At 38.0% G+C, this 22,067-nt stretch carries 22 protein-coding genes and 4 pseudogenes; 19 read left to right on the top strand and 7 right to left on the bottom strand.

Going from position 1 to position 22,067, the window contains the following annotated elements; all coding sequences use genetic code 11:
* Together J7E66_RS31155 and J7E66_RS32210 are read left to right on the top strand one after the other, a co-directional pair.
* The coding region (locus tag J7E66_RS31155; protein WP_215007882.1) for a hypothetical protein at positions 1 to 256 on the top strand (256 nt) is incomplete at its 5' end.
* Positions 257 to 290: 34 nt separating this feature from the next.
* Positions 291 to 458: pseudogene (locus tag J7E66_RS32210) on the top strand (DUF2179 domain-containing protein); the annotation flags it as partial.
* Between the two features lie 23 nt (positions 459 to 481).
* Here the strand turns inward: J7E66_RS32210 and J7E66_RS31160 are convergent.
* The 3 genes and pseudogenes from J7E66_RS31160 to J7E66_RS31170 all read right to left on the bottom strand — a co-directional run.
* On the bottom strand, positions 482 to 751 hold the full coding sequence (locus tag J7E66_RS31160; protein ID WP_215007885.1) for a hypothetical protein: 270 nt from the start codon (positions 749 to 751) through the stop codon (positions 482 to 484).
* A 261-nt stretch (positions 752 to 1,012) separates the two neighbouring features.
* Positions 1,013 to 1,468: pseudogene (locus tag J7E66_RS31165) on the bottom strand (response regulator transcription factor); the annotation flags it as partial.
* 22 nt (positions 1,469 to 1,490) lie between these two features.
* Positions 1,491 to 1,676 (bottom strand): annotated as a pseudogene (locus tag J7E66_RS31170) (multidrug ABC transporter permease); the annotation flags it as partial.
* A 288-nt stretch (positions 1,677 to 1,964) separates the two neighbouring features.
* Here J7E66_RS31170 and J7E66_RS31175 point away from each other — a divergent pair.
* From J7E66_RS31175 to J7E66_RS31185, 3 genes are read left to right on the top strand one after another with little or no spacing between them, the layout of a single operon-like run.
* Positions 1,965 to 3,452 carry a spore germination protein gene (locus J7E66_RS31175; RefSeq protein WP_215007923.1) on the top strand — a complete coding sequence of 496 codons (1,488 nt, stop codon included), beginning with the start codon at positions 1,965 to 1,967 and terminating at the stop codon, positions 3,450 to 3,452.
* 17 nt (positions 3,453 to 3,469) lie between these two features.
* Positions 3,470 to 4,558: a GerAB/ArcD/ProY family transporter gene (locus J7E66_RS31180; protein WP_215007890.1), complete on the top strand. Its 1,089-nt coding sequence runs from the start codon at positions 3,470 to 3,472 to the stop codon at positions 4,556 to 4,558.
* On the top strand, positions 4,555 to 5,619 hold the full coding sequence (locus J7E66_RS31185) for a Ger(x)C family spore germination protein (protein WP_215007893.1): 1,065 nt from the start codon (positions 4,555 to 4,557) through the stop codon (positions 5,617 to 5,619). Before J7E66_RS31180 ends, J7E66_RS31185 begins: the two co-directional genes overlap by 4 nt.
* A gap of 133 nt (positions 5,620 to 5,752) precedes the next feature.
* Here J7E66_RS31185 and J7E66_RS33120 read toward each other — a convergent pair whose 3' ends face one another.
* Positions 5,753 to 6,136, bottom strand: coding sequence for an MFS transporter (locus J7E66_RS33120; RefSeq protein ID WP_251033230.1), 384 nt, complete (start codon positions 6,134 to 6,136; stop codon positions 5,753 to 5,755).
* A gap of 72 nt (positions 6,137 to 6,208) precedes the next feature.
* Positions 6,209 to 6,571, bottom strand: coding sequence for a hypothetical protein (locus tag J7E66_RS33125; RefSeq protein WP_483861504.1), 363 nt, complete (start codon positions 6,569 to 6,571; stop codon positions 6,209 to 6,211).
* Between J7E66_RS33125 and J7E66_RS31195 the strand changes: the two genes are divergently transcribed.
* The 6 genes and pseudogenes from J7E66_RS31195 to J7E66_RS32225 form a co-directional block, all read left to right on the top strand.
* A complete protein-coding gene (locus J7E66_RS31195; protein WP_215007925.1) occupies positions 6,492 to 6,785 on the top strand; it encodes a hypothetical protein in 294 nt (97 codons plus the stop codon). The genes J7E66_RS33125 and J7E66_RS31195 overlap by 80 nt on opposite strands.
* Positions 6,697 to 6,972, top strand: coding sequence for a zincin-like metallopeptidase domain-containing protein (locus tag J7E66_RS33040; protein ID WP_374103909.1), 276 nt, complete (start codon positions 6,697 to 6,699; stop codon positions 6,970 to 6,972). The genes J7E66_RS31195 and J7E66_RS33040 overlap by 89 nt, the downstream gene beginning before the upstream one ends.
* A complete protein-coding gene (locus J7E66_RS32220; protein ID WP_251033231.1) occupies positions 6,890 to 7,105 on the top strand; it encodes a zincin-like metallopeptidase domain-containing protein in 216 nt (71 codons plus the stop codon). The genes J7E66_RS33040 and J7E66_RS32220 overlap by 83 nt, the downstream gene beginning before the upstream one ends.
* 187 nt (positions 7,106 to 7,292) lie before the next feature.
* The gene (locus J7E66_RS31205) at positions 7,293 to 8,330 is read left to right on the top strand and encodes a bifunctional lytic transglycosylase/C40 family peptidase (protein WP_215007897.1); all 1,038 of its coding nucleotides are present in this window, start codon (positions 7,293 to 7,295) and stop codon (positions 8,328 to 8,330) included.
* A 15-nt stretch (positions 8,331 to 8,345) separates the two neighbouring features.
* Positions 8,346 to 8,879: a hypothetical protein gene (locus J7E66_RS31210; RefSeq protein ID WP_215007900.1), complete on the top strand. Its 534-nt coding sequence runs from the start codon at positions 8,346 to 8,348 to the stop codon at positions 8,877 to 8,879.
* A gap of 38 nt (positions 8,880 to 8,917) precedes the next feature.
* Positions 8,918 to 9,048: pseudogene (locus J7E66_RS32225) on the top strand (NlpC/P60 family protein); the annotation flags it as partial.
* Positions 9,049 to 9,439: 391 nt separating this feature from the next.
* On the opposite strand, the gene J7E66_RS31215 reads toward J7E66_RS32225, so the two are convergent.
* The gene (locus J7E66_RS31215) at positions 9,440 to 10,093 is read right to left on the bottom strand and encodes a TetR/AcrR family transcriptional regulator (RefSeq protein ID WP_215007903.1); all 654 of its coding nucleotides are present in this window, start codon (positions 10,091 to 10,093) and stop codon (positions 9,440 to 9,442) included.
* A gap of 284 nt (positions 10,094 to 10,377) precedes the next feature.
* On the opposite strand from J7E66_RS31215, the gene J7E66_RS31220 reads away from it, so the two are divergent.
* The 7 genes from J7E66_RS31220 to J7E66_RS31250 all read left to right on the top strand — a co-directional run bounded on the left by J7E66_RS31220 (position 10,378) and on the right by J7E66_RS31250 (position 19,581).
* Complete coding sequence (locus J7E66_RS31220; protein WP_215007906.1) at positions 10,378 to 12,498, top strand: acetate--CoA ligase family protein; 2,121 nt, start codon at positions 10,378 to 10,380, stop codon at positions 12,496 to 12,498.
* A 56-nt stretch (positions 12,499 to 12,554) separates the two neighbouring features.
* The gene (locus tag J7E66_RS31225; protein WP_215007909.1) at positions 12,555 to 13,358 is read left to right on the top strand and encodes an enoyl-CoA hydratase; all 804 of its coding nucleotides are present in this window, start codon (positions 12,555 to 12,557) and stop codon (positions 13,356 to 13,358) included.
* Between the two features lie 63 nt (positions 13,359 to 13,421).
* A complete protein-coding gene (locus J7E66_RS31230; protein ID WP_215007912.1) occupies positions 13,422 to 14,627 on the top strand; it encodes an iron-containing alcohol dehydrogenase in 1,206 nt (401 codons plus the stop codon).
* 27 nt (positions 14,628 to 14,654) lie between these two features.
* Positions 14,655 to 16,112 carry a CoA-acylating methylmalonate-semialdehyde dehydrogenase gene (locus J7E66_RS31235; protein ID WP_215007914.1) on the top strand — a complete coding sequence of 486 codons (1,458 nt, stop codon included), beginning with the start codon at positions 14,655 to 14,657 and terminating at the stop codon, positions 16,110 to 16,112.
* 65 nt (positions 16,113 to 16,177) lie between these two features.
* The gene (locus tag J7E66_RS31240; protein ID WP_215007916.1) at positions 16,178 to 17,254 is read left to right on the top strand and encodes an enoyl-CoA hydratase/isomerase family protein; all 1,077 of its coding nucleotides are present in this window, start codon (positions 16,178 to 16,180) and stop codon (positions 17,252 to 17,254) included.
* A gap of 64 nt (positions 17,255 to 17,318) precedes the next feature.
* A complete protein-coding gene (locus J7E66_RS31245; RefSeq protein ID WP_215007918.1) occupies positions 17,319 to 18,710 on the top strand; it encodes a purine-cytosine permease family protein in 1,392 nt (463 codons plus the stop codon).
* A 55-nt stretch (positions 18,711 to 18,765) separates the two neighbouring features.
* Positions 18,766 to 19,581 carry an enoyl-CoA hydratase/isomerase family protein gene (locus J7E66_RS31250; protein ID WP_215007920.1) on the top strand — a complete coding sequence of 272 codons (816 nt, stop codon included), beginning with the start codon at positions 18,766 to 18,768 and terminating at the stop codon, positions 19,579 to 19,581.
* A 178-nt stretch (positions 19,582 to 19,759) separates the two neighbouring features.
* On the opposite strand, the gene J7E66_RS31255 is transcribed toward J7E66_RS31250, so the two are convergent.
* Positions 19,760 to 20,326 (bottom strand): tyrosine-type recombinase/integrase, encoded by a 567-nt coding sequence (locus J7E66_RS31255; protein ID WP_215007921.1) that lies wholly within the window; start codon positions 20,324 to 20,326, stop codon positions 19,760 to 19,762.
* A 499-nt stretch (positions 20,327 to 20,825) separates the two neighbouring features.
* Here J7E66_RS31255 and fabI point away from each other — a divergent pair, with 499 nt between their 5' ends.
* On the top strand, positions 20,826 to 21,605 hold the full coding sequence (fabI, locus tag J7E66_RS31260) for an enoyl-ACP reductase FabI (RefSeq protein WP_285289275.1): 780 nt from the start codon (positions 20,826 to 20,828) through the stop codon (positions 21,603 to 21,605).
* The last annotated feature ends 462 nt before the right edge of the window (positions 21,606 to 22,067 follow it).

A 22,067-nucleotide genomic window follows, 5' to 3' on the forward strand; every position in this document is an offset into this window, starting at 1 on the left:
CACCTTCTTGATAGCACCCTTTCTGTCATTCCGTACGTGTCGCTTCGGCATTAAATGGACCGATAACCAACGGACTGTATGGCTAACACCTACACCTACATTCCGTAGGTTCCTGTTCCATTTACGGCTAACGCCGCCATACCAAACGAGCCGAAAATCGGAAAATCAAAAGATTAAAAGAATAAAAGACAAAAGGAGAGCAGCCGAAACGGCTGCTTTTATTGTTGATTTTTCCCTTTTGCCTTCCGAATCGTAAAACAGCGCAAGCTTTCTAACCTTCCAGCCGGTAGAACACTAAACGATACCAACTAGAAATCTTAACCAAACGAAATCGGGAAAATGAAGTCATGAATACCATAGGAGAATATGAGCCTAATGCTTTCATCATCTCCTAAGAGCCAAGAAAATTTAAAGGTGGTTTCCTAGTTAATTCCATGAAGAGATATATAAACAGGTAAAACGAGAGACATCAATCAAACACTCAGTGAGCATATTGAAAAACTAGCCGAAAAAGGCGATTTCTTAAACTAGAAATCGCTTTTTTGATGTTGTGTTGCTCATTTTCTCTATGTATATCTTCTAATGAAGCTATTTTATCACTATTAAAAACTGTATCAATATCACCAAAATGAAAAAAATTCTCACGGTCAGGATCATCATCCAATCGTACCCAAAAACCATCTCTTTCTTCCTCGAACTCTGTTATGTGGCCATGATAATAAACGTCATCTAGGAATAACGATTGTAACATAATAATTTTCCTAATAAGGAAAATCGGTTAATCCCGGTCTTTATATACTCACATTCTTATATTGTACTTTCATCTTTTCAAATTCTGCGTTTATAATTGATTAATTTTGTTATTAAATCATTTTTACTCGTATGTGTATAAAGTTATTTTGTATGAATAATCGGGGCCAAGGTTTTATTTACTTACGGTTACTTGGGATTGAACCGCCAGCGTTTTGGGAGCGACAATAAAAAGGGACAACATTTTCATTTAACCCGGATTCAACGGAATGGTATATTCCCGCCCTTTAAAAGAAATTTCATGTGATTTCCGTTTTAACTTAAATTCATCAATATTGATTGTTTGTGAAACGGTTATTTTATACCGTTTTAATAATGCTTTTACTCGTGCGGCTAACTCAATCGGGTCAAATGGTTTAACAAGATAATCATCCGCCCCGAGATCAAACCCCTTCACCTTTTGCGCTGTTTCTCCTTTGGTGGTTAACATTAAGATCGGAATATCACTGAACTCCCGAAGCTCTCGACATAATTCCCAGCCATCCATGTTTGGCATCATAATATCAATGAATGCTAAATCTACCTTTATTTTTTCCATCAATTGCAATGCCTTTATACCATCAGAAGCCTCATAAAGCTCGAATCCCTCCTTTTTTAAAAAAAGGAGGACAAGTTCTCGAATATAGCAGTCATCATCGACAATTATTATTTTCGTCATTCATCCTCATCCTTCCGAGATATTACGCAGGTTCTATTAATCGTAATTGTTGCTCGGCAAATTCACGATACAAAGAGTGAGTTTGTAGAAGTTGTTCGTGTGTACCACTTCCGGTAATTTTTCCTTTTTCGAAAAAGATAATTTGATCAGAATCAATGACAGTTGATAAACGATGGGCGATAATGAGGGTCGTTCTTCCCTTCATTAAAAAGCTTTGATGGTTTTGTTCGTAGCACCAATTGAATAAATTGACCCCAGCCTTTATGTTGCTTCACTTCTGACATATTAACTTACATCCTTTCTATCTTTGTCGGTAATTAACATATCCCATTCCTTATTACAAACATGATTATACAAAGAATATATGAATTGAATATGAACAACAAAGGTTCATAGTGCTCAAAATGAGTTTTCATCTGACTACTAATTGTAATTCATAATCCTTCCAGCATTGGAAATAGTAAATACAATGCTGAATACGGCGGTGAAAACGATAATGGGCTGGTTTACAAAAAAACAGGGACAAACAGATGAAAAAGAATCACTCGAACAATATCTCAAACGCTCAAACGATTTTAAACAAGTTTATTATATCAATCAACCAACAAACACTCAGTTTTCTTTTTCCTTTATTGCTACGCTAATTGACGAAAGCATTTTGCAGGAGAATGCCCTTCCTTATTTACTAGAGAAACCCTTCGAAACAATCGAAGATGTAAAGAAACTTATCGCGATAGCTGACGTGCAAATTAGCAACGATCCAAGCGTAATCGAACAGAAATTGTTTAATGGATATGTACTATTAACACATGATTCAGACAAAAAAAACTTTGCGTTTTTGGCCGCCCAAAAAGAGCTTGTCCGCGGCATTACAACGCCGGAGGTTGAATTTAGTGTAATCGGCCCGAAGGAAGCTTTTGTCGAATCAGTAGAGCAAAATATCAACCTCATTCGTAAAAGGCTCCCCGTGAAAGAACTTATTATTGAAGATTTTACAGTGGGTTCTCTTTCTAAAACGAAAATATCCGTTTTGCACATTGATGGCATTGCCGATCCCACCAATGTCAAAACCATTAGGGAACGGATAAAAGGTATCCAATTTGATGCTATTACGGATAGTTCCTATATCGTCCAAATCATATCTGATAATAAAAATTCCCCTTTTCCCCAACTTCTGGATACGGAGCGTCCAGACAGGGTGACAGCCATTCTGGCAGAAGGGAAAATTGCTATCCTTGTTGATGGGTCACCGCAAGCATTGATTGCGCCAACAACACTGGTTGAATTCTTCAGTTCCTTTGAGGATTATTTCTTAAATTGGATGTTATCCTCTTTTTTCCGGCTGATCCGGCTTTTCGCCGTTGCCTTTTCTATTTTAATAACGCCTGTATATGTAGCGACCTTATCCTACCATTACGAACTGATACCAAAGGATTTAATGAACACTTTGGTTACCTCCCGCCGGGAAATACCGCTCCCGCCCATTCTGGAAGCACTTTTTTTGGAACTGACGATTGAACTGCTTCGGGAAGCGGGAGCGCGTCTTCCTACTAAGGTTGGCCAGACGATTGGTATCGTGGGCGGTATCGTTATCGGAACGGCCTCTGTTGAAGCCGGACTGACAAGTAACGTCCTCCTAATCATCGTGGCGCTGGCAGCATTAGCATCTTTTACGACACCTGTTTATAAAATGGGCAACGCCATTCGGTTACTGCGCTTTCCTTTCTTGTTTTTTGCAGAATTGTGGGGGCTGCTTGGAATCGTTTTTTGTTTTTGTCTGTTAATGACACACGTAATAAGGCTTACTTCCCTTAACAGGCCTTTTTTAGAACCAATCTATCCACCTAGAATGACGGATTTGAAGGATTCGCTTATTAGGCTTCCGTTCAGCAAACAATCCAAAAGGCCACAAGATTTACGGACACAAAATCCTGTTCGTTTTTCTCTTAATGAAAAAAAGGAAAAAAGAGATATTGATGAATAGGAGGCGGGTGTTGGGATATGGAACAATTAGTGCCTGAAAAAGCAAAAATATCGCCTTTTTTAGTTTTTTTTCTAGTCCACACTATGCAGTTTGGCATAGGTGTCCTTGGCTATCAGCGCATTATCGCTCAGACCGCAGGATATGATGCATGGATATCGGTAGTTATTGCTGGTTTAAGCGTCCATATCATTCTATGGATGATTTACAAAATCGCTGAAACAGCCAATGGGGATATTGTATCAGCTCATACTTTCGTATTTGGAAAGAAAATGGGCAAACTCCTATCTCTGCCATTTGTGTTATATTTTTTACTTATCTGTGTCTCGGTGCTTAGGACCTTTATTGAGGTCGTACAAGTGTGGATGTTTCAGGATATGAGTACTTTTTGGTATTCCTTGGCTTTTTGTAGTTTAGCTATCTATATTATTTTCGGAGGGTTTAGAACCGTAACAGGAGTGGCATTCTTTGGAGTTGTTCTTCCAGCCTATCTAATATTCACTTTTTTCTTTACCATCCCTTATGCTGATTTAAGAAATTTACTTCCAATCTTTGATCACTCGATTAGGGATCTGGTTATCGCATCTTATCAAATGTCGCTTACTTATCTCGGCTATGAGATACTATTGTTTATTTACCCGTTTATTAAAGAACCACAAAAATCAAAAAAATGGGCTCATCTGGGTGTCCTTTTTACCACTTTTCTTTATACGTTTCTTACTATTGTAACCTTTGCCTATTTTTCAGAGGGACAGCTGCAAAAGAATGTCTGGGCAACGTTGACAATGTGGAAAATAGTGGAAATGCCTTTTGTGGAGAGATTTGAATACATTGGCATCGCCAATTGGAATATCATCATTCTCCCCAATTTCTGTATTGCCCTATGGTGTGCCAGCCGCATTGTAAAAAGGGTGACCAACATGAAGCAAAAATATGGGGTCCTTATATTAGCAATGGTCGTGTTAATCACCATTAATTTTTTAAAGACCCGGCAACAAATTCACACCTTGACCGACTATACAGGAAAAATTGCTTTTTTGATTAACTACGGGTACATCCCATTACTCTTTTTTCTGATTCTTATTGTGAAGAAGGTGAAGAAAAAATGAAAAGTATCATGATATCCCTACTAATTTTAACCACAGTTCTTGTAGGGTGTGTACAAAAGGAGATCTTAGATGATGTTAATCTCGAAACGGGAAGCGCTTATGATTATGTTGGTGATAAGATACGCGGAACGGCATTAATACCTATCTATTTGCCAGATAAAGCCGTTGAAAATAATACCTTTACGGCCTCTTCTATGTTAAGCAGAGATTTTTTAAGAGATGTGCAGCGTCAATCTTCAGATCCGATCGTGACAGGAAGTCTTAAAGTAGTCCTTTTTGGTGAACGGCTTGCGAGAAAAAAAGGAATTTTAGACCTCATTGATTCGTTTCAACGGGATCCCAGCGTAGGTGCCGGCCTTTACCTCGCTGTAACAGAGGGTGAAGCAAAGGATTTTGTTGAAGGTCAGTTTGGAAAAAGAGGAAATGCCGTTTATTTATCCAATCTCATTCGCCATAATATGAAAACAAAAGATGTGCCCAAAACAAACCTTCAGCGTTTTTTATTTGATTTTAATCAATTGGGGAAAACACCTTATCTCCCGCAGTTAAGAAAAATTGGAAAGGATCAGATTGAAATAAGCGGAATCAGCTTTTTTCGGTATGGAAAAGTCGTGGAAACCATTCCAGCTGAGAAAATGTTCTATTTCAAGCTGCTGGTTGACAAATATAGTCAAGGAACCTTAAAGGTGAACATGGGCAAAGATTTGGCAGCCATTGAAAGCATCCGTTCAAAATACAAAATGCGGCTTGCATCGAGAGATCCCGTTACAGTAAATGTGCAGCTTAAGATTAAAGCTATCTTAAATGAATACTCCGGCAACAGTGCTACACCAAAGGAAATTAAAGAAATCGAAAAGAAACTACAAAAGAAAATTGAAGTTGAATGTAAAAAATTAACAAAAGGGTTTCAGAAAAAAAATATTGATCCAGTAGGATATGGGCATTTTGTAAAAAGCAACACTAGGCAATTCAATTTTAAACAGTGGGCAACTGACTATCAAAATCTAAAAGTAAATGTCCATGCAGATGTAGCCATTACGGAATCTGGGGTCATAGAATAATTTTGATATTCACTTAACCATTTTAGAAAATATATTGCTTCATACCATTCTCTGCTGAATCTGAAAAGGAGACACTTTGTTTTAAGTATCTCCTTTTCATTTAATATAAGGTTTTAGATCACATTTTAAACATTTATTTGGAAAATCGCCCCACTAAAACCCAATACAGGAATGCGCTGAAAACAGTAATGAGTGAAAGAACCAATAAAATATTACTATATAAGGAAGCGTCCGAATTATTTAGATATTCAAGGATATTTCCTCTCATTGATGAGTGATCCATCATTGCTGCTGTATAGGCTATACCAATGGAAGCAGCTACATTAAGAATCAAATTATAAAATCCGACCGCTGTTCCCGAGTTTTCTTTCGCAATAGTACTAATGCATGAATCAATCATCGGAGCATACATAAACGCAAACGAACTAGAGAATAAAATCATGGAAATTACGAACACAATCACAGAACTTTGTATAAAAAATCCGCCTACCAATAGACTGGTGGTAATACCAGCCATTGCAATAGTGATACATTGCCTGGTTCCTAATACTCTAGCAATTTTTCCAGAAAGTGCCCCAACAGTGGCGGCTTAGACATAAGCCAGGATTAGTAATAACGAAATGGTATCAAGATTCAAATTATAAAGCTTTTCAAGGAGAAACGGAAACAAGAAAATATACGCTAATTGCACTGAGTAAATAACAAAAGCGATTGCTAACAAAGAGATAAAACGCTTGTTTTGGAAAAATGAAATGCCAATGAAAGCTTTGGAATCCTTGCTGATATAAACTATGAACAAGGCAATTGCGACAATAAACACGAGAAGATAAATATAGTTAAAACCAGTAATATATAACAATAGGGTTGCTGCAATGGCTCCTACTAGAAATAAGCCAATTACATCAACATTACCGCCTTTCAAAGAAACAGGGGAAAAAAAGACTTTTGCCAAACCTTTTTATTATCGAATCTGGGAGATTAATAAACAGTGTACAGGTTTAGAAAGTAAAAGAAGTAATGAAACCTTTGATCATGACCCCATTGAAAAGGCAGAGGAAATTATTAAGGGATATATGAATGGTCCTGATTACACATTTCATTCTGGAAAAGCCGTATATTATCCGACATGGGATAGAATCAATTGCCCTCCACTTAAAAGATTATAAAGTGCCGGAAGAATACTATTGCACCCTGTTGCATGAAATCGTTCACAGTACCGGACATCAAAGTCGCATAGCACGCCCAGGCGTCACGACACAAGGTGTGGCTTTTGGGGACGAAGTGTATTCGAAGGAAAGAGGAATTAGTAGCGGAAATGGGTGCGGCGATGTTGTGTGGAGTGGCTGGTATTGATAACAGCACTTTAGAAAATAGCGCTAGTTATATCGATTCATGGCTAAGAGCATTAAAAAAAGAAAGCCGTTTAGGGGTACGGCAAGAATCGTTCTTTTTTGGGCCACTCATACACAAGAGAGATTTATTATAGTCGGCAAAGATCTGCGGTACAAAACGGCCACTTTTTGAGTGGCTATTTTTTATGTTTATATTTATTACAGAACTTGTCTTCCGTTAAAAAATAATGTTGGAGAAAAGTATTATGACGCAATTACATTTTATTTCATGAACAATGACTTGTTTCACTGCGTCAGAACTGCTTTTAGAAAGGAGAGCCTATGCAAGGTGTTTTAGAGAAAGGTGTAAAAGTTGCTAAAACCATAGCCGTTCTTAAAAACCCTCTTACTTGGATTACTACTGGTATCCTTCTTCTTCTTACATCTATTTTCGGAATCGCTTTATTTATTTCTATTAGCTTGGGCGGTGAGAATCAGTTTGAAGGTGAAATGTCGGGAGAAGGATCCGGGGGCACAGCTAAAGTGTCAGCTGATGTTTTGAGATACGAGCCTTTAATTCGGAAGTATGCCGAACAAAATGGAATTGGAGAATATGTCGGATTGATCATGGCCCTCATTCAACAGGAGTCCGGTGGACGGCAGTTAGATGTGATGCAATCCTCGGAATCAATTGGACTTCCTCCTGGAACCATTACTGACCCTGAATATTCGATTCAAATCGGAGTGGAACATTTTGCAAAGGTGATGAAGCAAGCCAAAGGCGATATCAACCTAGCTTTGCAATCATACAACTTCGGGAATGGCTTTATTGATTACGCATTACAGCGTGGAGGATATTCCAAAGAAACAGCTAGTGAATTTAGTCAGTTGATGGCTGCTAAAATGGGGTGGTCCCGATACGGTGACGTGAAATATGTGGAACATGTGCTTCGCTATTACAATGGTGGAAATGACAGCGTTGTCGTTGTAGGTGACGGTACCCAACGTTTTGATGTGGAGGAAGTCCTTGCTATTATGAATCAGTTTCTTGGCCGACCTTATGTGTGGGGTGGTAGAACACCAGCAGCAGGAGGATTTGATTGTTCAGGGTTAATAGAATATGCCTTCGCACAAGTTGGAATTGATATGACTGGGACAGCTCAATCACAATACGACAAAACGATACCCGTTCCTGAAGATCAAATTAAGCCTAGCGATTTAGTTTTCTTTTCTACCTACAAACCAGGAGCTTCCTATGTCGGAATGTATGTGGGAGATGGGAAATTTATTAATTCGAATAGCGGTGGTGGAACGTCCTATTCTTCTGTTGAACAATGGAAAAGCTTGTATCCCTTCTTAGGTTTTAGACGGATTCAGTAATGGAGGTGAGACGTCATGGAACCAAATAAAAAGAAAAATTACATTTTACTAATGCTTGGATTTATCGCTGCTGCCGTTTTTATTGTGTATGCCTTCAGTTTACGTACACAATTACAAGAAGTCAGAGCGAACCAACGCAACTATGAGAAGAAGATCGCTTCTTTATCATCTATTCAAAACACGGAAACATTAGAGGTAAACCGAAAATTTCTAACAACCTTTTTTACCTACCAAACGACTGCAGAACGATATAAGAATATTAAGCCTTTCATGACCGATCAAGGATATAAGGCAACCCAACCTTCGGGCACGGAACTTCCGAATTCGGACCAATCAGTTCAATCTTCAATGGTAGGATTAAAGCCTTTTGAATATCAATCCTCAAAGACAGAATCTGAATTCTTTAATGAATTTAATCTCAGTACAGAGTTTAATGGTGTAAGTAACACGGAGACTGTGATTGTTAAAACGTCCTTAATCTATGTGAAAAAGCAAGGCTGGAAAATAGATGATGTAGAGTTTGTCGGACAATTAACAGGTCGGGAATAAATTTAATTGAAAGTCCTTCAAAAAATTCTAGGGGGCTTGATGGTCATGTCGGAATATATGTCGGTGATGGGAGTTTATTGGAGCCCAAACTAATACAGGGGTTGCTATTGCTGATATGTCAAAAGGATATTGGCAAAAGAAATTTAATGGACGAGTTAAACGTTTATAGAAGCAGCGTAAGGAAACCTTCTTTTCCTGGTATACAATGTTGTTAATGATGTTATGTCAAGTCAAAGGAGGTTTATTTATATGCCAAGTATTCATGAAACGGCTTATCCAAGAATTAAGAACAATTTAACACAAGAGGATCATTCACCACCTCGAATGCAAAAAAGCGCATTCCTACTCGATGCATCCTTCGATTCTGAGCAAGACGCTTGCGCTTTTCTTAATTGTTTAATTAATTAATGTTCATGGATCAAAGTTGATAAATGTGATCGTTATCTTTTCCGCCGGTCCTACTGCGAGAAATGCTATCACAGTTTTCCCCAGCTCAAATGTTTTGACTGCTGAAACAAAGTTTTTTTATAAACAGTCCATACAACAGGGCACAGTTCACTTTATATGATAAGTCCTTTTTTTTCATTCGATGATTCTGGAATCAGTTGATCAGTATTTTGAATATTTATATTTGTTAAGTAGCTGGAGATCGTTTCAAAGCAATTATCGCGGTAGAATTTATGCAGTTCATCATTATTTCGCATCAGCCATTGAATAAGAGACCCGTCAATTAACGCTCGAATAACATAGGCTGCTTTATTAATATCAACGTTAGCAAAGGTTTCTTCTTTTTGACCGAGTTGTATGATTTCTCGTCCGATTGACCAACAGTTTTCATAAAATTGATCATTTATTTTGCGAAATTGATCATTATGATTGGCCTTTGCGAGAAATTCAAGGTAAACCCGGTAAAACTTACGGTTTTCATTTGGGCTTAAAAAGGCAGCATTAACATAAGCACGTAGCTTTCCTAGAGCGGTTTTTTCCTCGTTAATAGCCTTGTGTTCATTTTGGTAAATTTTAGCCGTTATCCATTCAAGAAGGTGGTAAAACACGTCTTCTTTATTAGCAAAATAGTAGCTTGTCACACCTTTACTAACCTCAGCATAATCAGCAATATCCTGTAGGGTAACGCTGTCATAACCTTTTTCATATACAGCTTGAAAGGCAGCGAGTAAAATTTGCTTTCGTCGTTTTTCAGCTCGGTTGCTCATAGAAAATCACCATCCTTTTTTTATTTGTATTATACACCAAAAAATTGACCAGACAAAATAATAAATTTAATCCCAACAAATAAGGTTTCGGTATTAATGTCTAAAAAAATATATTAACAGCTCAAAATTATATTGACTGGTCAAAAAAATAGAAATATAATTAAATTATAAATATTCAATCAATTATGTTTAGCTATTTGATTGGAGGAGTTGTATGATTACACGGGTGTGAATGAAAGTAGTGAAAATATTAAATGAAGAAAAGTATGAAAAGAGGTGCACATATGAAAGGGCAGAACCTTGAGGTTTTATTACGTCCCGTTCAATCTGTCGCAATTGTTGGTGCAAATAAACGTTTCGCATGTCGTGTAATGATGGAGAATTTAATGAATTTTGGATTTAAAGGGGATATTTTCTTAATCAATCCAAAGTATGACCAAATTAGCGGAATGAAATGTTACAATACACTTCAGGAAATTGGTAAGCCAATCGATGTCGTTGTAGGGCTTGTTAATCCATATTTGATGATGGATGTTACCTGTATTGCAGGTGAAATGGGGGCAAAACTTCTCGTCATTCCAGGTGGAGGATATGGCGAAAGCGGTCCAGAAGGCAAACAAATTCAACATTCAATTCTTAAAGAAGCAGAAAAAACGGGGATGAGAGTCTTCGGGCCAAACTGCATGGGTTATTTCAACATGCATAATCAATTTACTCCTTATATTGGAACATTACACAGACCGCAGCAACCGCTTCGAAAAGGGCCGGTTTCGATCGTATCACAAAGTGGTTCAGTGCTTGATGCCTTTATTGCTTCACGTCTAGGCTTAAGTCGAATTTATTCGACAGGAAATGAAGCGGATCTTAAAATGAGTGACTACGTCGAAGTGCTTGCAAAAGATCCAGAAACATCCGTCATTATTTTATATATTGAGGCTATTCGCAACCATGAACATTTTTTGAAAGCGCTTGATTTATGCAGCGAATACAGAAAGCCTGTCATTGCATTGAAAACTGGTAAAACACAAAAATCATCAGCAATGGCAAATGCGCATTCCGGAGCACTTGCTGGTGACTATAAAGTTGAGAAACATGTGCTTGAGGAGCATGGCGTCATCTTCGTTAGTGATATCGATGAAGCTGTCGCAGCGGCACAAATGCTTTCGCAGCCGTATCTACCTCCAAAAAACACGTTATCCGCCATTACTGTATCAGGAGGACAAGCTGGCATAGCTCTTGATCTAGCTGAAGAGTATGGTATCGATTTTCCAGAATTATCAGCAGAAATCGAGCGGGAGCTACAAAACGAATTGCCTGAACTTGCGCCATTCTCCAATCCGCTTGATGCTTGGGGGAAAAGTAATAAAGAGTTTTCAGAAGTATCAAAAACGTGCTTAGAATACCTTGCCAAGGATCCTAATATCGGCATTGTTTCAGTTGCGATTGATGCGCCGATCGGTCAAGGGGACCATGAATTTAGTTTTACAGGTACGCCGGCTAAACACCTTGCCCAATTAAGAAAAAACACAGAAAAACCTCTTGTCTATTTTGCACACATTCATACCGAGTTTGATCCGCGTGTCCTGTCGATTTTAGATAAAGCGGACATTCCCGCCATACAAGGTACTCGAAACGCATTGGCTGCATGCCGGGCATTGTTCCAGTATAAGGATTTTTTAGCGAAAAGAGAAAAGGCGCCGATCTATTCCGTTAATGAAGTCACTTTTGAAGAACAGCCTATCTTACTTCATGATGACGGTGGCAGGAAGCTTCTTGAAGATAACGGTTTTCTATCACCACCTGAACAAGTAGTAGTAAACATTGATGAAGCTATCGAGTTTTCAGAAAGGATTGGTTATCCAGTTGTATTAAAGGCACAGGGATTAGCCCATAAATCAGATGTTGGAGGTGTAGCACTCAATCTTCAAAATGCGAAGGAATTAAGAGAAGCTTGGAATAAAATGACAAACTTAAACTCACCAAATTTCTTGGTCCAGACCATGATAAATGATGGATTTGAAACGATTCTTTCTTATAAAACGGATGCGCGTTACGGGCCGATTGTCATTTTTGGACTGGGCGGGATTTATACGGAACTGTTGAAAGACATTGTTCTTGCTGTTCCACCAATTACAACCGAAAAGGCAGAAAAGATGGTTCAAAGCATCGAGGCTCTATGGAAGAACGTTAATGGATACCGTGGTAAGCAGCCGCTTGATTTAGACGCATTGCTTGATGCCATTGTGAAAATGGGGAACATGGCGGAAAAACATTATGAAGAAATTGTTGAATTTGAAATAAATCCATTACGTATCCGTACAAAAGGAAAAGGAGTAATGGCACTCGATGTCCTTGCATCAATCAAAAAAACTAGTTCCATTCAAAATGATATACTAATTGGCTGATAGTGTAAGCGCATAAGAACGCTTTATTAACGATAAATATGAAATGAGGGGAAAAAATGGAGACAACAACTGTAAAGGATTTAAAAAATATTAATCTAAAAGTGGAAAATCGTGTTGCGTATATTGCGATTAATAACCCACCGGCAAACGCGATGAGTTCAGAAACGATCAGTGACTTATCAGCAAGCATTGATTATGTGGCAAGTGAACCGGAAGTAAAAGCAATCGTGATTACAGGAGAAGGAAAATTCTTTGTGGCAGGTGCTGACATTAAGGAATTTGTACCAGCATTTGATAGTGAAGAAAAAGGAAAAGCACTTTCTGTGAATGCACAGGCTGTCTTAAATAAAATTGAACAACTTAAAAAGCCGGTCATTGCGGCAATTAACGGAGCATGCTTGGGCGGTGGTTTAGAGCTTGCCATGAGTTGCCACATGCGTATTGCTGCAGATGAAGCAAAGCTTGGACAACCTGAGCTGAACTTAGGATTAATTCCTGGATTTGGAGGTACACAGCGTCTGGCACGCCTTACAAATAAGTCGAAGGCTCTCGAAATAATTCTGACCGGTCAATTTATCAGTGGGAAAGAAGCAGAATATATTGGTTTAGTAAACAAATCGGTACCTCTTTCGGAGTTAATGAATGAAGCAAAACAGCTTGCTGAAGCTATTGCCCTTAATAAAAGTCAACCATCTGTTGCAGCAACCATTGAAGCTGTAAATAAAGGCTTGGAAACAACACTAGATGAAGGCTTGGAAATTGAAGCAGATCTCTGGGCGCAGTTGTTTACAACTGAGGATATGAAAGAAGGAGTCAACGCTTTTATTGAAAAGCGGAAGGCTGAATTTAAAGACAAGTAAGGAATGGATGAAACGATATGCGAAGCAGATTCTGTATATCAACAGAACTTGAGGAGGGGTTTCATGAGTGATAAGGTATACGAGCTTTTAATGCCAAATGCCGTAATATATGGGAGTGGAGCGCTTCAAGAAGTTGGTAAACAAGCCAAAAAGCTTGGTAATAAAGCTCTTATTATAAGCGATGCAATCATGCAACAACTGGGTAACGTTGCTAATTGTGAATCATATTTAGAAGAATCTGGGATTCCATATGGAAAATATTTAGGCGTAGATACAGAACCGACTGATATTCATGTGAAAGAAGCTTTAGAAGAATGTATGAATGAAGGATGCGATATCATTATCGCAATTGGTGGAGGAAGCTGTATTGATACTGCAAAGGCTGTTGCTGTTTTAAGGACCAATGAGGGAACAATCGCTGATTATTTCGGCAAAAAAAAACAGTTTGAGAGTAAGCCGTTACCTTTAATTGCAATTCCCACAACGGCAGGAACCGGTTCAGAGGTCACAAAAGTAACAGTGATCACAGATACGCAAACAGATGTGAAAATGATGCTTTCAAGACCTGAACTGTTACCTCAGGTTGCGATTGTTGATCCGAAGCTCACCATTTCTTGTCCAAAAGGTGTTACAGCCGCGACAGGTATTGATGCACTTTGTCACGCAATCGAGGCTTTCATTTCGAAAAAAGCACAGCCAGTCACTGATACATTAGCTTTATCAGCAATTGAAAACATTATGACATACATTCGCCGTGCATATAATGATGGTCATGATATTGAAGCAAGAGAGAAAATGGCACATGGGGCAATGCTTGCGGGAATAGCGTTTTCAAATGCATCTGTTGCCCTTGTACACGGCATGTCACGTCCAATTGGTGCACTCTTTCATGTTCCGCACGGCATTTCAAATGCAATGCTGCTTCCGGCAGTACTTGAATTTACAAAAGAAGCTGCAGTAGAGCGTCTTGCTGTTATCGGTCGGATGCTTGTTACTGAAGCAAAAGATAAATCAAATGAAGAGCTTACACAGATTGTCATTCATGAAGTGAGAAAGCTTTGTCTTGATTTAAATATTCCGAACATGAAGGAATATGGCATTGATGAGGAGCCATTTAAAGCATCGCTTTCGAAAATGGCACACGACGCAATTGCAAGCGGAAGTCCCGCCAACAATCCAAAAGTACCTGCGTTTGAAGAGATTATGGATCTTTATGAAACATGCTACCATTATGATTTCAGTAGGGATGTCAACAGCAGTAAACTATAAATTTATGATTAGAGGGGAGTTTTTTTGATGGTAATGGCTACGGGTGTAAATACATTAAAAAACTTTATTGGCGGAGAGTGGGTAGCTGCAAATACTGACAAGTTTGAAGCGGTACCGAACCCTGCAACAGGCGAAATCATTGCTCATGTTCCTCTTTCTTCTCGAGAAGATCTAGATCAAGCAGTCTCAACTGCAAAAGAAGTGTATAAAACGTGGAGTAAAACAGCAGTACCTCGTCGTGCCCGAATTTTATTCCGGTATCAGCAGCTTTTAATCGAACATTGGAAAGAGTTGGCCCAACTTATAACCATTGAAAACGGAAAAAGCTATGAAGAAGCATATGGAGAAGTACTACGAGGTATTGAGTGTGTCGAGTTTGCGGCAGGTGCTCCAACATTAATGATGGGTGAGCAGCTTCCGGACATTGCAACAGGTGTTGAATCTGGTATGTATCGCTATCCTATAGGCGTTATCGGAGGAATCACACCATTTAACTTCCCAATGATGGTACCGTGCTGGATGTTTCCGCTTGCGATTGCTTGTGGTAATACATTTGTGTTAAAACCATCCGAACGTACACCATTACTTGCCAATCGTCTTGCGGAACTGTTTAAGGAAGCAGGACTTCCAAACGGTGTTTTCAATATTGTTCACGGTGCACATAGTGTTGTAAACGGAATTCTTGAGAACAAAGATGTAAAAGCGGTTTCTTTTGTTGGTTCACAACCGGTTGCAGAGTACATTTATAAAACGGCTGCTGCAAATGGAAAACGTGTCCAAGCACTTGCCGGGGCAAAAAATCACTCAATCGTTATGCCGGATGCGGATTTAGATAGCGCTGTAAGTAATATTATCGGTGCTGCATTCGGATCAGCAGGAGAACGCTGCATGGCTTGTTCAGTGGTTGTGGCAGTTGGTGATATTGCAGATGAGCTCGTTGAGCGCATTAAAAAAGCAGCAGATGAAATAAAAATGGGTAATGGATTAGAAAAGGGTGTCTTCTTAGGGCCGGTTATTCGTGATGCACATAAAGAACGTACGGAAAATTACATTCGTACCGGAGAAGAAGAAGGAGCACACCTCGTACGCGACGGACGCCAAGATCATGCAGATGAAAAAGGTTATTTTGTGGGGCCTACTATTTTTGATCATGTTACACAAGACATGAAGATTTGGCAGGATGAAATTTTTGCACCGGTATTATCCATTGTCCGAGCCCAAAACCTTGATGAAGCCCTTGAGATTACGAATAACTCAGAGTTTGCTAACGGTGCATGCATTTATACGGACAGCGCAAAAGCGGTCCGGCAATTCCGTGAAGAAGCAGATTCTGGCATGTTAGGTGTTAACCTTGGTGTACCAGCACCGATGGCGTTCTTTCCATTCTCAGGATATAAAAATTCCTTCTATGGTGACCTTCATGCAAACGGAAAAGATGGTGTTGCCTTTTATACAAGAAAGAAAATGCTAACAGCACGTTATTAATCTAGTACAGGAGAGTTTTATTTTAATAGAACTCTCCTGTAAAAAAACAGTTAAGGCGGTGATGTATGTTGGTTACTCAAGAAAGTGTGATCACAGAAGCTCGAAATGGTGTTGGCTGGATTAGGCTGAATCGGCCTCGTGCATTAAATTCATTAAATGTTGAAATGGTGACTGCTGTTTATAAACAGTTAAAAGAATGGAAGCAAGATAGCCGAATTGCGTTAATATGCATTTACGGAGAAGGAGAAAAGGGTTTATGCGCAGGTGGTGATATGCGTACACTATATGATTTAAAAGAAAATGGAGTTGAAGCATATGCCGAACAGTTTTTCTCAACCGAGTATCCGATGGATTATGAAATTCATCATTATCCAAAGCCTGTTGTTGTTTATATGAACGGTATCGTTATGGGTGGTGGTGTTGGTCTTTCAATTGGTGCATCGCATCGTATTGTAACTGAAACAACAAAGTGGGCGATGCCTGAGATGAATATTGGTTTTTTTCCGGATGTTGGAGCGAGTTATTTTTTAAATCAAATGCCTGGATATATTGGACGTTATCTTGCTTTAACAGCAAATATTTTAAAAGCGTCTGATGTGTTATACGTCGGTGCAGCAGATTACTACTTGGAAAGTAAGGGTTGGCCAAAATTAATGCAAGCAATACAAGAAAAAAGATGGTCGCTTGATTCGGCACAGCAAGAAATGGATCAACTATTAAAACAATATAGTCCACCTTCTCCAGTTCCCTCTTCATTATTGACATCTATGAAGGATAGGATTGATCAACACTTTCAATTTGAAACAATAGAAGACATTATTTCTTCACTAAAAATAGCTGCAGATAAAGGTGATGAATGGGCAGACAAAACAGTGAATACTATCCTCCCTAAGTCACCAACTTCACTTAAAGTGACACTTCGTCAACTTCAAAAAGGAAAAGGAAAGCAACTTTGTGAATGTTTTGACATGGAAAAGAACGTAGCGATGAATTTTATGAAATGCCCTGATTTCTATGAAGGAGTTCGTGCAGTATTAGTAGATAAAGATCGAAAACCATATTGGAATCCGAATTCATTAATAGATATCCTAGAAGAGGACGTGGAACGCTATTTCTACAACAGTATTCATATAATTGAATAAAAACCTCTTAATTTTTATCCCTTAAATAAACGGTAGTAGACGACACTTATTTGGAGTGATATGCGTGAAAATTGAAAAGTATACCATAGATTACATCCCCGAATCTGAGAGGCATGGGAAGGTAAGTAACTTATTTTCCATTTTCTTTTCGGGAAATATCCATATGACAACTCTCGTAACGGGTGCTTTAGCAATTACTTATGGCCTAAATGTTTTCTGGAGTATTATAGCTATTGTTTTAGGTACATTGTTCGGGGCCTTATTTATGGCCTCACACGCAGCGCAAGGCCCTCAACTTGGAATTCCGCAAATGATTCAAAGTCGTGCTCAATTTGGAGTTATTGGCGCTGTAATCCCACTCCTAGTTGTGATTGTAATGTATATAGGTTATTTTGCGACCAGTGGTTTACTTGGTGCACAAGCGATAGCTGCTTTGTTTCACATACCAGTTAATGTGGCACTGATTATCTCAACTGTTATCGTATGTGTAGGAACAATCTATGGATATGATTTAATACATGTTATACAGCGTTATCTCACGATTATATTTGTAGCCGTCTATACAATTCTAACATTTTTGGCCTTCAAACTCCCATTGCCCGAACATAGTTGGGCCATTAGCCAATTTAGTCTTAAGGAATTTGCTATGGTATTTACAATAGCTTTAACCTGGCAGCTATTTTGGGCACCTTACGTTGCAGACTATTCAAGATATTTACCCTCAGATACTCCGGCTACAAAAACCTTTAATTATAGCTTTTGGGGTACATCAATGGGCTCTATATGGATGATGGTTCTTGGAGTGTTTTTTACGGCTTCGATACCACAATTTCTCGATAATTCCAGTATGAATCTTGCTAACCTATTTGGCCCTTTTTCTGTAATTGTTTATTTAGTACTTATTTTAGGAGTTCTAGATATCAATATTTTTAATCTATACGGCGCGTTTATGGCAACAATAACATGTTTGGAACCATTTACTAAATTAAGAGGAACGACTAAAGTTCGAGCTTCGTTAGTTGTATGTATAGCTATAATTTCTACAACTTTAGCTCTTGCTGGAAAAGGAGATTTTATCCATTATTACTCCAATTTTGTAAATTTACTGCTCTATGTATTAATTCCATGGACTTCGATTAACCTTGTAGATTACTATTTTGTACGTCATGGAAAATATAATGTGAAAGCAATTTTTGACCTAAATGGAGAGTATGGAAAGGTTAATTGGTTAAGTATTTTAGCCTATACAATAGGGGTTTTCACAGAGATTCCCTTTATCGATACTTCACTGTATAAAGGTCCATTGGCAGATTTGATTAAAGGGATAGATGTAACTTGGTTTACAGGTATGCTATTTTCCGGCATATTGTATTATGTATTCATGAAGAAGAAATTAACATCAACCTCAGAAAGTAAACTAACCTTAATTGAAGATACTGATACTCCTTCTGCTTAATTAAAGGATTATAGTAATTGATATTAAACTATAAATTAAAAAGGTGTGTGTATAGATGAATTCTCAAGTAAATACATTTGAAACCGTTTTATATGAAGTGAAAAATAATAAAGTGGCAGTGATATCATTAAATCGCCCTAAAAAACTGAATGCTGTAACTGAACAAATGACAAAAGATGTATGGAATGCCTTAGATCAAGCTGAAAAAGATCCAGAAATAAAGGCAGTTATTATCACGGGTTCAGGAGGAAACTTTTCTGCTGGAGCGGATCTTAAAGAATCGTTTGATTTACCAACTCCTATTGGCGATGAGCCATCTGAAGTTTACCGAGCACAATTGGAAACGTTTTTTCGAGTAGCTCTAAAAATGTGGGATTTGAAGAAACCAGTTATTGCCGCAGTTGAAGGATATGCCTATGGAGTGGCAGCCGATTGGGTATTTTCTGCGGATTTAGCTATCGCTTCGAAAACTGCCATGGTCGGGATGCCGGAAATTCGTTTCGGTGCAGCTCCTGCGGCCCTTATGATGCCTTGGATTGTTGGAATGAGAAAGGCAAAAGAACTCCTATTAACGGGGGATACGGTTGATGCACAGGAAGCACATCGTATTGGTATATTCAATCGGGTTGTACCCAATGAAAAGCTTATGGATGCAGCTATAGAAATGGCAGAAAAACTTGCTACAGTTCCTAGCTCAGCATCAAAAATCACAAAGGTTACCATTAATAAAATTTATGAAATGATGAATTTGAAACAAGCTTTGGACTATAATATTGAATCCGCCATTGCCATGTTCTTTCTAAATCAAGAGCAGCAAATCGCAGAAATATCAAAGGCGGTCAAAGAAAAGGGAATCAAAGCCTTATTATAAAAATTATGTTGTGCCTTCCTAAATCATGTATGGGAAGGCACTTTTTTCAGAAATATCCATTTTATAATAAAGGTAGAGGTATTGCCTATTGGAAAACTTTACAATCATGTGGGTGAACGATTAATGTATCGTTATGAACCTCAAAAAATGGAAGACTCAATAAGAGAGTAAATATACATTAGAGATAAAAATCTTCTAATGATTCATCAATTTCTTCCCTGGTAATACCTATATAGCGTTTAGTAATACTGGGGGCACTATGGTTAAAAATTTCTTGTAGAAAAACTAGATCTCTAGTTCTACGATAATAAAAGTATCCAAAAGTTTTTCTCATTGTGTGTGTTCCAATATCATCTCTACCTAAAACTTCGGCTGCTTTGATTAAACTACGGTAAGCTTGTGTGGGAGTAATATGGCCACCTTTTTTGGATGGAAATAAATAATCCTCTGGATCCATATTCCTTGTATAGTCTTCAATTTCTTCTCTTAGTTTTGAAGGAATCTTGAAACGATTGACTTTATTTTTTGTTTTAGTATGCTTTGTCTTTTTTTCCCTAATAATAATGTGTTCCTTATGTAATATATCTTTCACTTTCAATGGAACAATATCGGATACACGTAAACCGATGTTAATTCCAAAAGTAAACATAAATTTATCTCTTTCTGAACAATATCTCCCTAAAGCCCATTTCATATCTTCAACTTCTTTTACCGTTCGGAGTGGTTGAACATTTTTTTCATTCATGAAAAATCTCTCTTTTTTAATACAATATCGTACATTAAAAGTATGATAATACCATCATATTTTATTAATCTAATATTTTCAATGTTTCATATGTATGATTATATCTATTTTCATACATTAAGGAGAAATGTCTTCTAATTTTTCATTTTTTATTTTGTGATGTCCTATTTGGGACCAAATACAAGAAGCAGCTCCTGTTGTGGCTTTGAAATAAAGATGTACCGTTTTACCCCTTTGGATATGGATATCTAAAGGGGCGTTTTTATAGTGAAAAGGAAAAGAACAACTGAATTGAAAGGTCGATTAAGGAACTGTTGAGTGACAGTAAGTTGTTCCGTTAAAGGGCCAGATTATTGAGGAAATATCCTAGGGTTGTGAAGCTTTACACTTAAACTAAATGGCAGTTTAATTTAATAAGGAAATTTGATATAGTAAAATTAGTACTTGGTATTAAGACTAGATATAACTATATTACCTATAAGTCAACTAGGAGGACAAAATGGAAGATTTGCTTAAATTAAAGGGTAAAAATATTGTAATAATGGGGGTTGCAAATGAGCGTAGCCTTGCTTGGGGTGTGGCTAGGTCACTTTATAAAGCTGGTGCTAATCTTGTTTTTACCTATCGATTAGAACGTTCACTTGGAAAATTAAATAAGTTATTAATGGAAAAAAACCATTCTGCTCAATTAATCGTACAATGCGATGTAAATAATGATGAAAGTATTAAAGATGCCTTTCAAGAAATTGGTGAAAAGGTAGGAACTATCCACGGGATTGTACACTCAGTTGCATTTGCAAATTCTGAAGATTTAAAAGGGGATTTTATAAATACTTCAAGGTCTGGGTATGCTTTTGCTCAAGATACTAGCTCGTATTCACTAATAGCTGTTGCAAGAGAAGCAAAACCTTTTATGACTGAAGGTGGCTCCATCGTTACAATGAGTTATCTTGGAGCTGAAAGGGTTGTCCGTGGCTATAATGTTATGGGAGTAGCAAAAGCAGCTCTTGAATCATCAGTAAAATATCTAGCATTAGACTTAGGAAAAGAGAATATTCGTATTAATGCAATTTCTGCTGGAGCAATTCGCACACTTGCAGCTAAAGGAGTTGGTTCTTTTAACGAAATACTTCATAAAGTTGAAGAATCTGCACCTTTAAAAAGAAATGTAACACAAGAAGAGGTGGGCGATATGACTATCGCAATGCTTAGTAATCTATCTAGAGGAGTTACAGGTGAAATTATATATGTAGATTCAGGTTATAATATAATCGGCTAGCCTCAACAAACAGTTGGATATGGTTAACAAAAGGTCCCTACAGCACTTTTTCCTTGTTTCAACTTTACATTAGCACAATAACTAAAGATCAATTTTTGAAGTTCTTTATAATTTTTGCATCTTCAGCAATCGGGCGCTTTACTTCAATATGGAGTAAAGCTTTTTCTGTGTGCCAGGCATGTTCATTAACTAGGCGGTGCAAGTCCGCTATGGGCGTTGGGATATGCGAACCATTAGCCGAAGGCAAGGGTGTCCGTGGTGACGCGGAATCTGAAGGAAGCCCTAGGCAAATCCTCGGTCTGAGGTACACGAATCACATTCGAGGTTTCCGTTTCAGGACGAGTTTGCAGAACAAAACAAAGTCCAAAATATCTCCGGATGAAACGGGAATAAATGTGGCAGATATATGAGGAGAAAGTGAATGAACTTACCCTGGGAGGTCTCTTAATACCCAATACAGTA

This window comes from Bacillus sp. ISL-7 (genome assembly GCF_018613065.1).

Coding starts and splice junctions, on each gene's coding strand:
- J7E66_RS31250 (WP_215007920.1), top strand. CDS start 18,766: ATGAATTCTCAAGTAAATACATTTGAAACCGTTTTATATGAAGTGAAA.
- J7E66_RS31175 (WP_215007923.1), top strand. CDS start 1,965: ATGGGCTGGTTTACAAAAAAACAGGGACAAACAGATGAAAAAGAATCA.
- J7E66_RS31180 (WP_215007890.1), top strand. CDS start 3,470: ATGGAACAATTAGTGCCTGAAAAAGCAAAAATATCGCCTTTTTTAGTT.
- fabI (WP_285289275.1), top strand. CDS start 20,826: ATGGAAGATTTGCTTAAATTAAAGGGTAAAAATATTGTAATAATGGGG.
- J7E66_RS31210 (WP_215007900.1), top strand. CDS start 8,346: ATGGAACCAAATAAAAAGAAAAATTACATTTTACTAATGCTTGGATTT.
- J7E66_RS31240 (WP_215007916.1), top strand. CDS start 16,178: ATGTTGGTTACTCAAGAAAGTGTGATCACAGAAGCTCGAAATGGTGTT.
- J7E66_RS31225 (WP_215007909.1), top strand. CDS start 12,555: ATGGAGACAACAACTGTAAAGGATTTAAAAAATATTAATCTAAAAGTG.
- J7E66_RS33040 (WP_374103909.1), top strand. CDS start 6,697: ATGGTCCTGATTACACATTTCATTCTGGAAAAGCCGTATATTATCCGA.
- J7E66_RS31230 (WP_215007912.1), top strand. CDS start 13,422: ATGAGTGATAAGGTATACGAGCTTTTAATGCCAAATGCCGTAATATAT.
- J7E66_RS31220 (WP_215007906.1), top strand. CDS start 10,378: ATGAAAGGGCAGAACCTTGAGGTTTTATTACGTCCCGTTCAATCTGTC.
- J7E66_RS31195 (WP_215007925.1), top strand. CDS start 6,492: ATGGCTCCTACTAGAAATAAGCCAATTACATCAACATTACCGCCTTTC.
- J7E66_RS31160 (WP_215007885.1), bottom strand. CDS start 751: ATGTTACAATCGTTATTCCTAGATGACGTTTATTATCATGGCCACATA.
- J7E66_RS31215 (WP_215007903.1), bottom strand. CDS start 10,093: ATGAGCAACCGAGCTGAAAAACGACGAAAGCAAATTTTACTCGCTGCC.
- J7E66_RS31185 (WP_215007893.1), top strand. CDS start 4,555: ATGAAAAGTATCATGATATCCCTACTAATTTTAACCACAGTTCTTGTA.
- J7E66_RS31255 (WP_215007921.1), bottom strand. CDS start 20,326: ATGAATGAAAAAAATGTTCAACCACTCCGAACGGTAAAAGAAGTTGAA.
- J7E66_RS31205 (WP_215007897.1), top strand. CDS start 7,293: ATGCAAGGTGTTTTAGAGAAAGGTGTAAAAGTTGCTAAAACCATAGCC.
- J7E66_RS31235 (WP_215007914.1), top strand. CDS start 14,655: ATGGTAATGGCTACGGGTGTAAATACATTAAAAAACTTTATTGGCGGA.
- J7E66_RS33120 (WP_251033230.1), bottom strand. CDS start 6,136: ATGGCTGGTATTACCACCAGTCTATTGGTAGGCGGATTTTTTATACAA.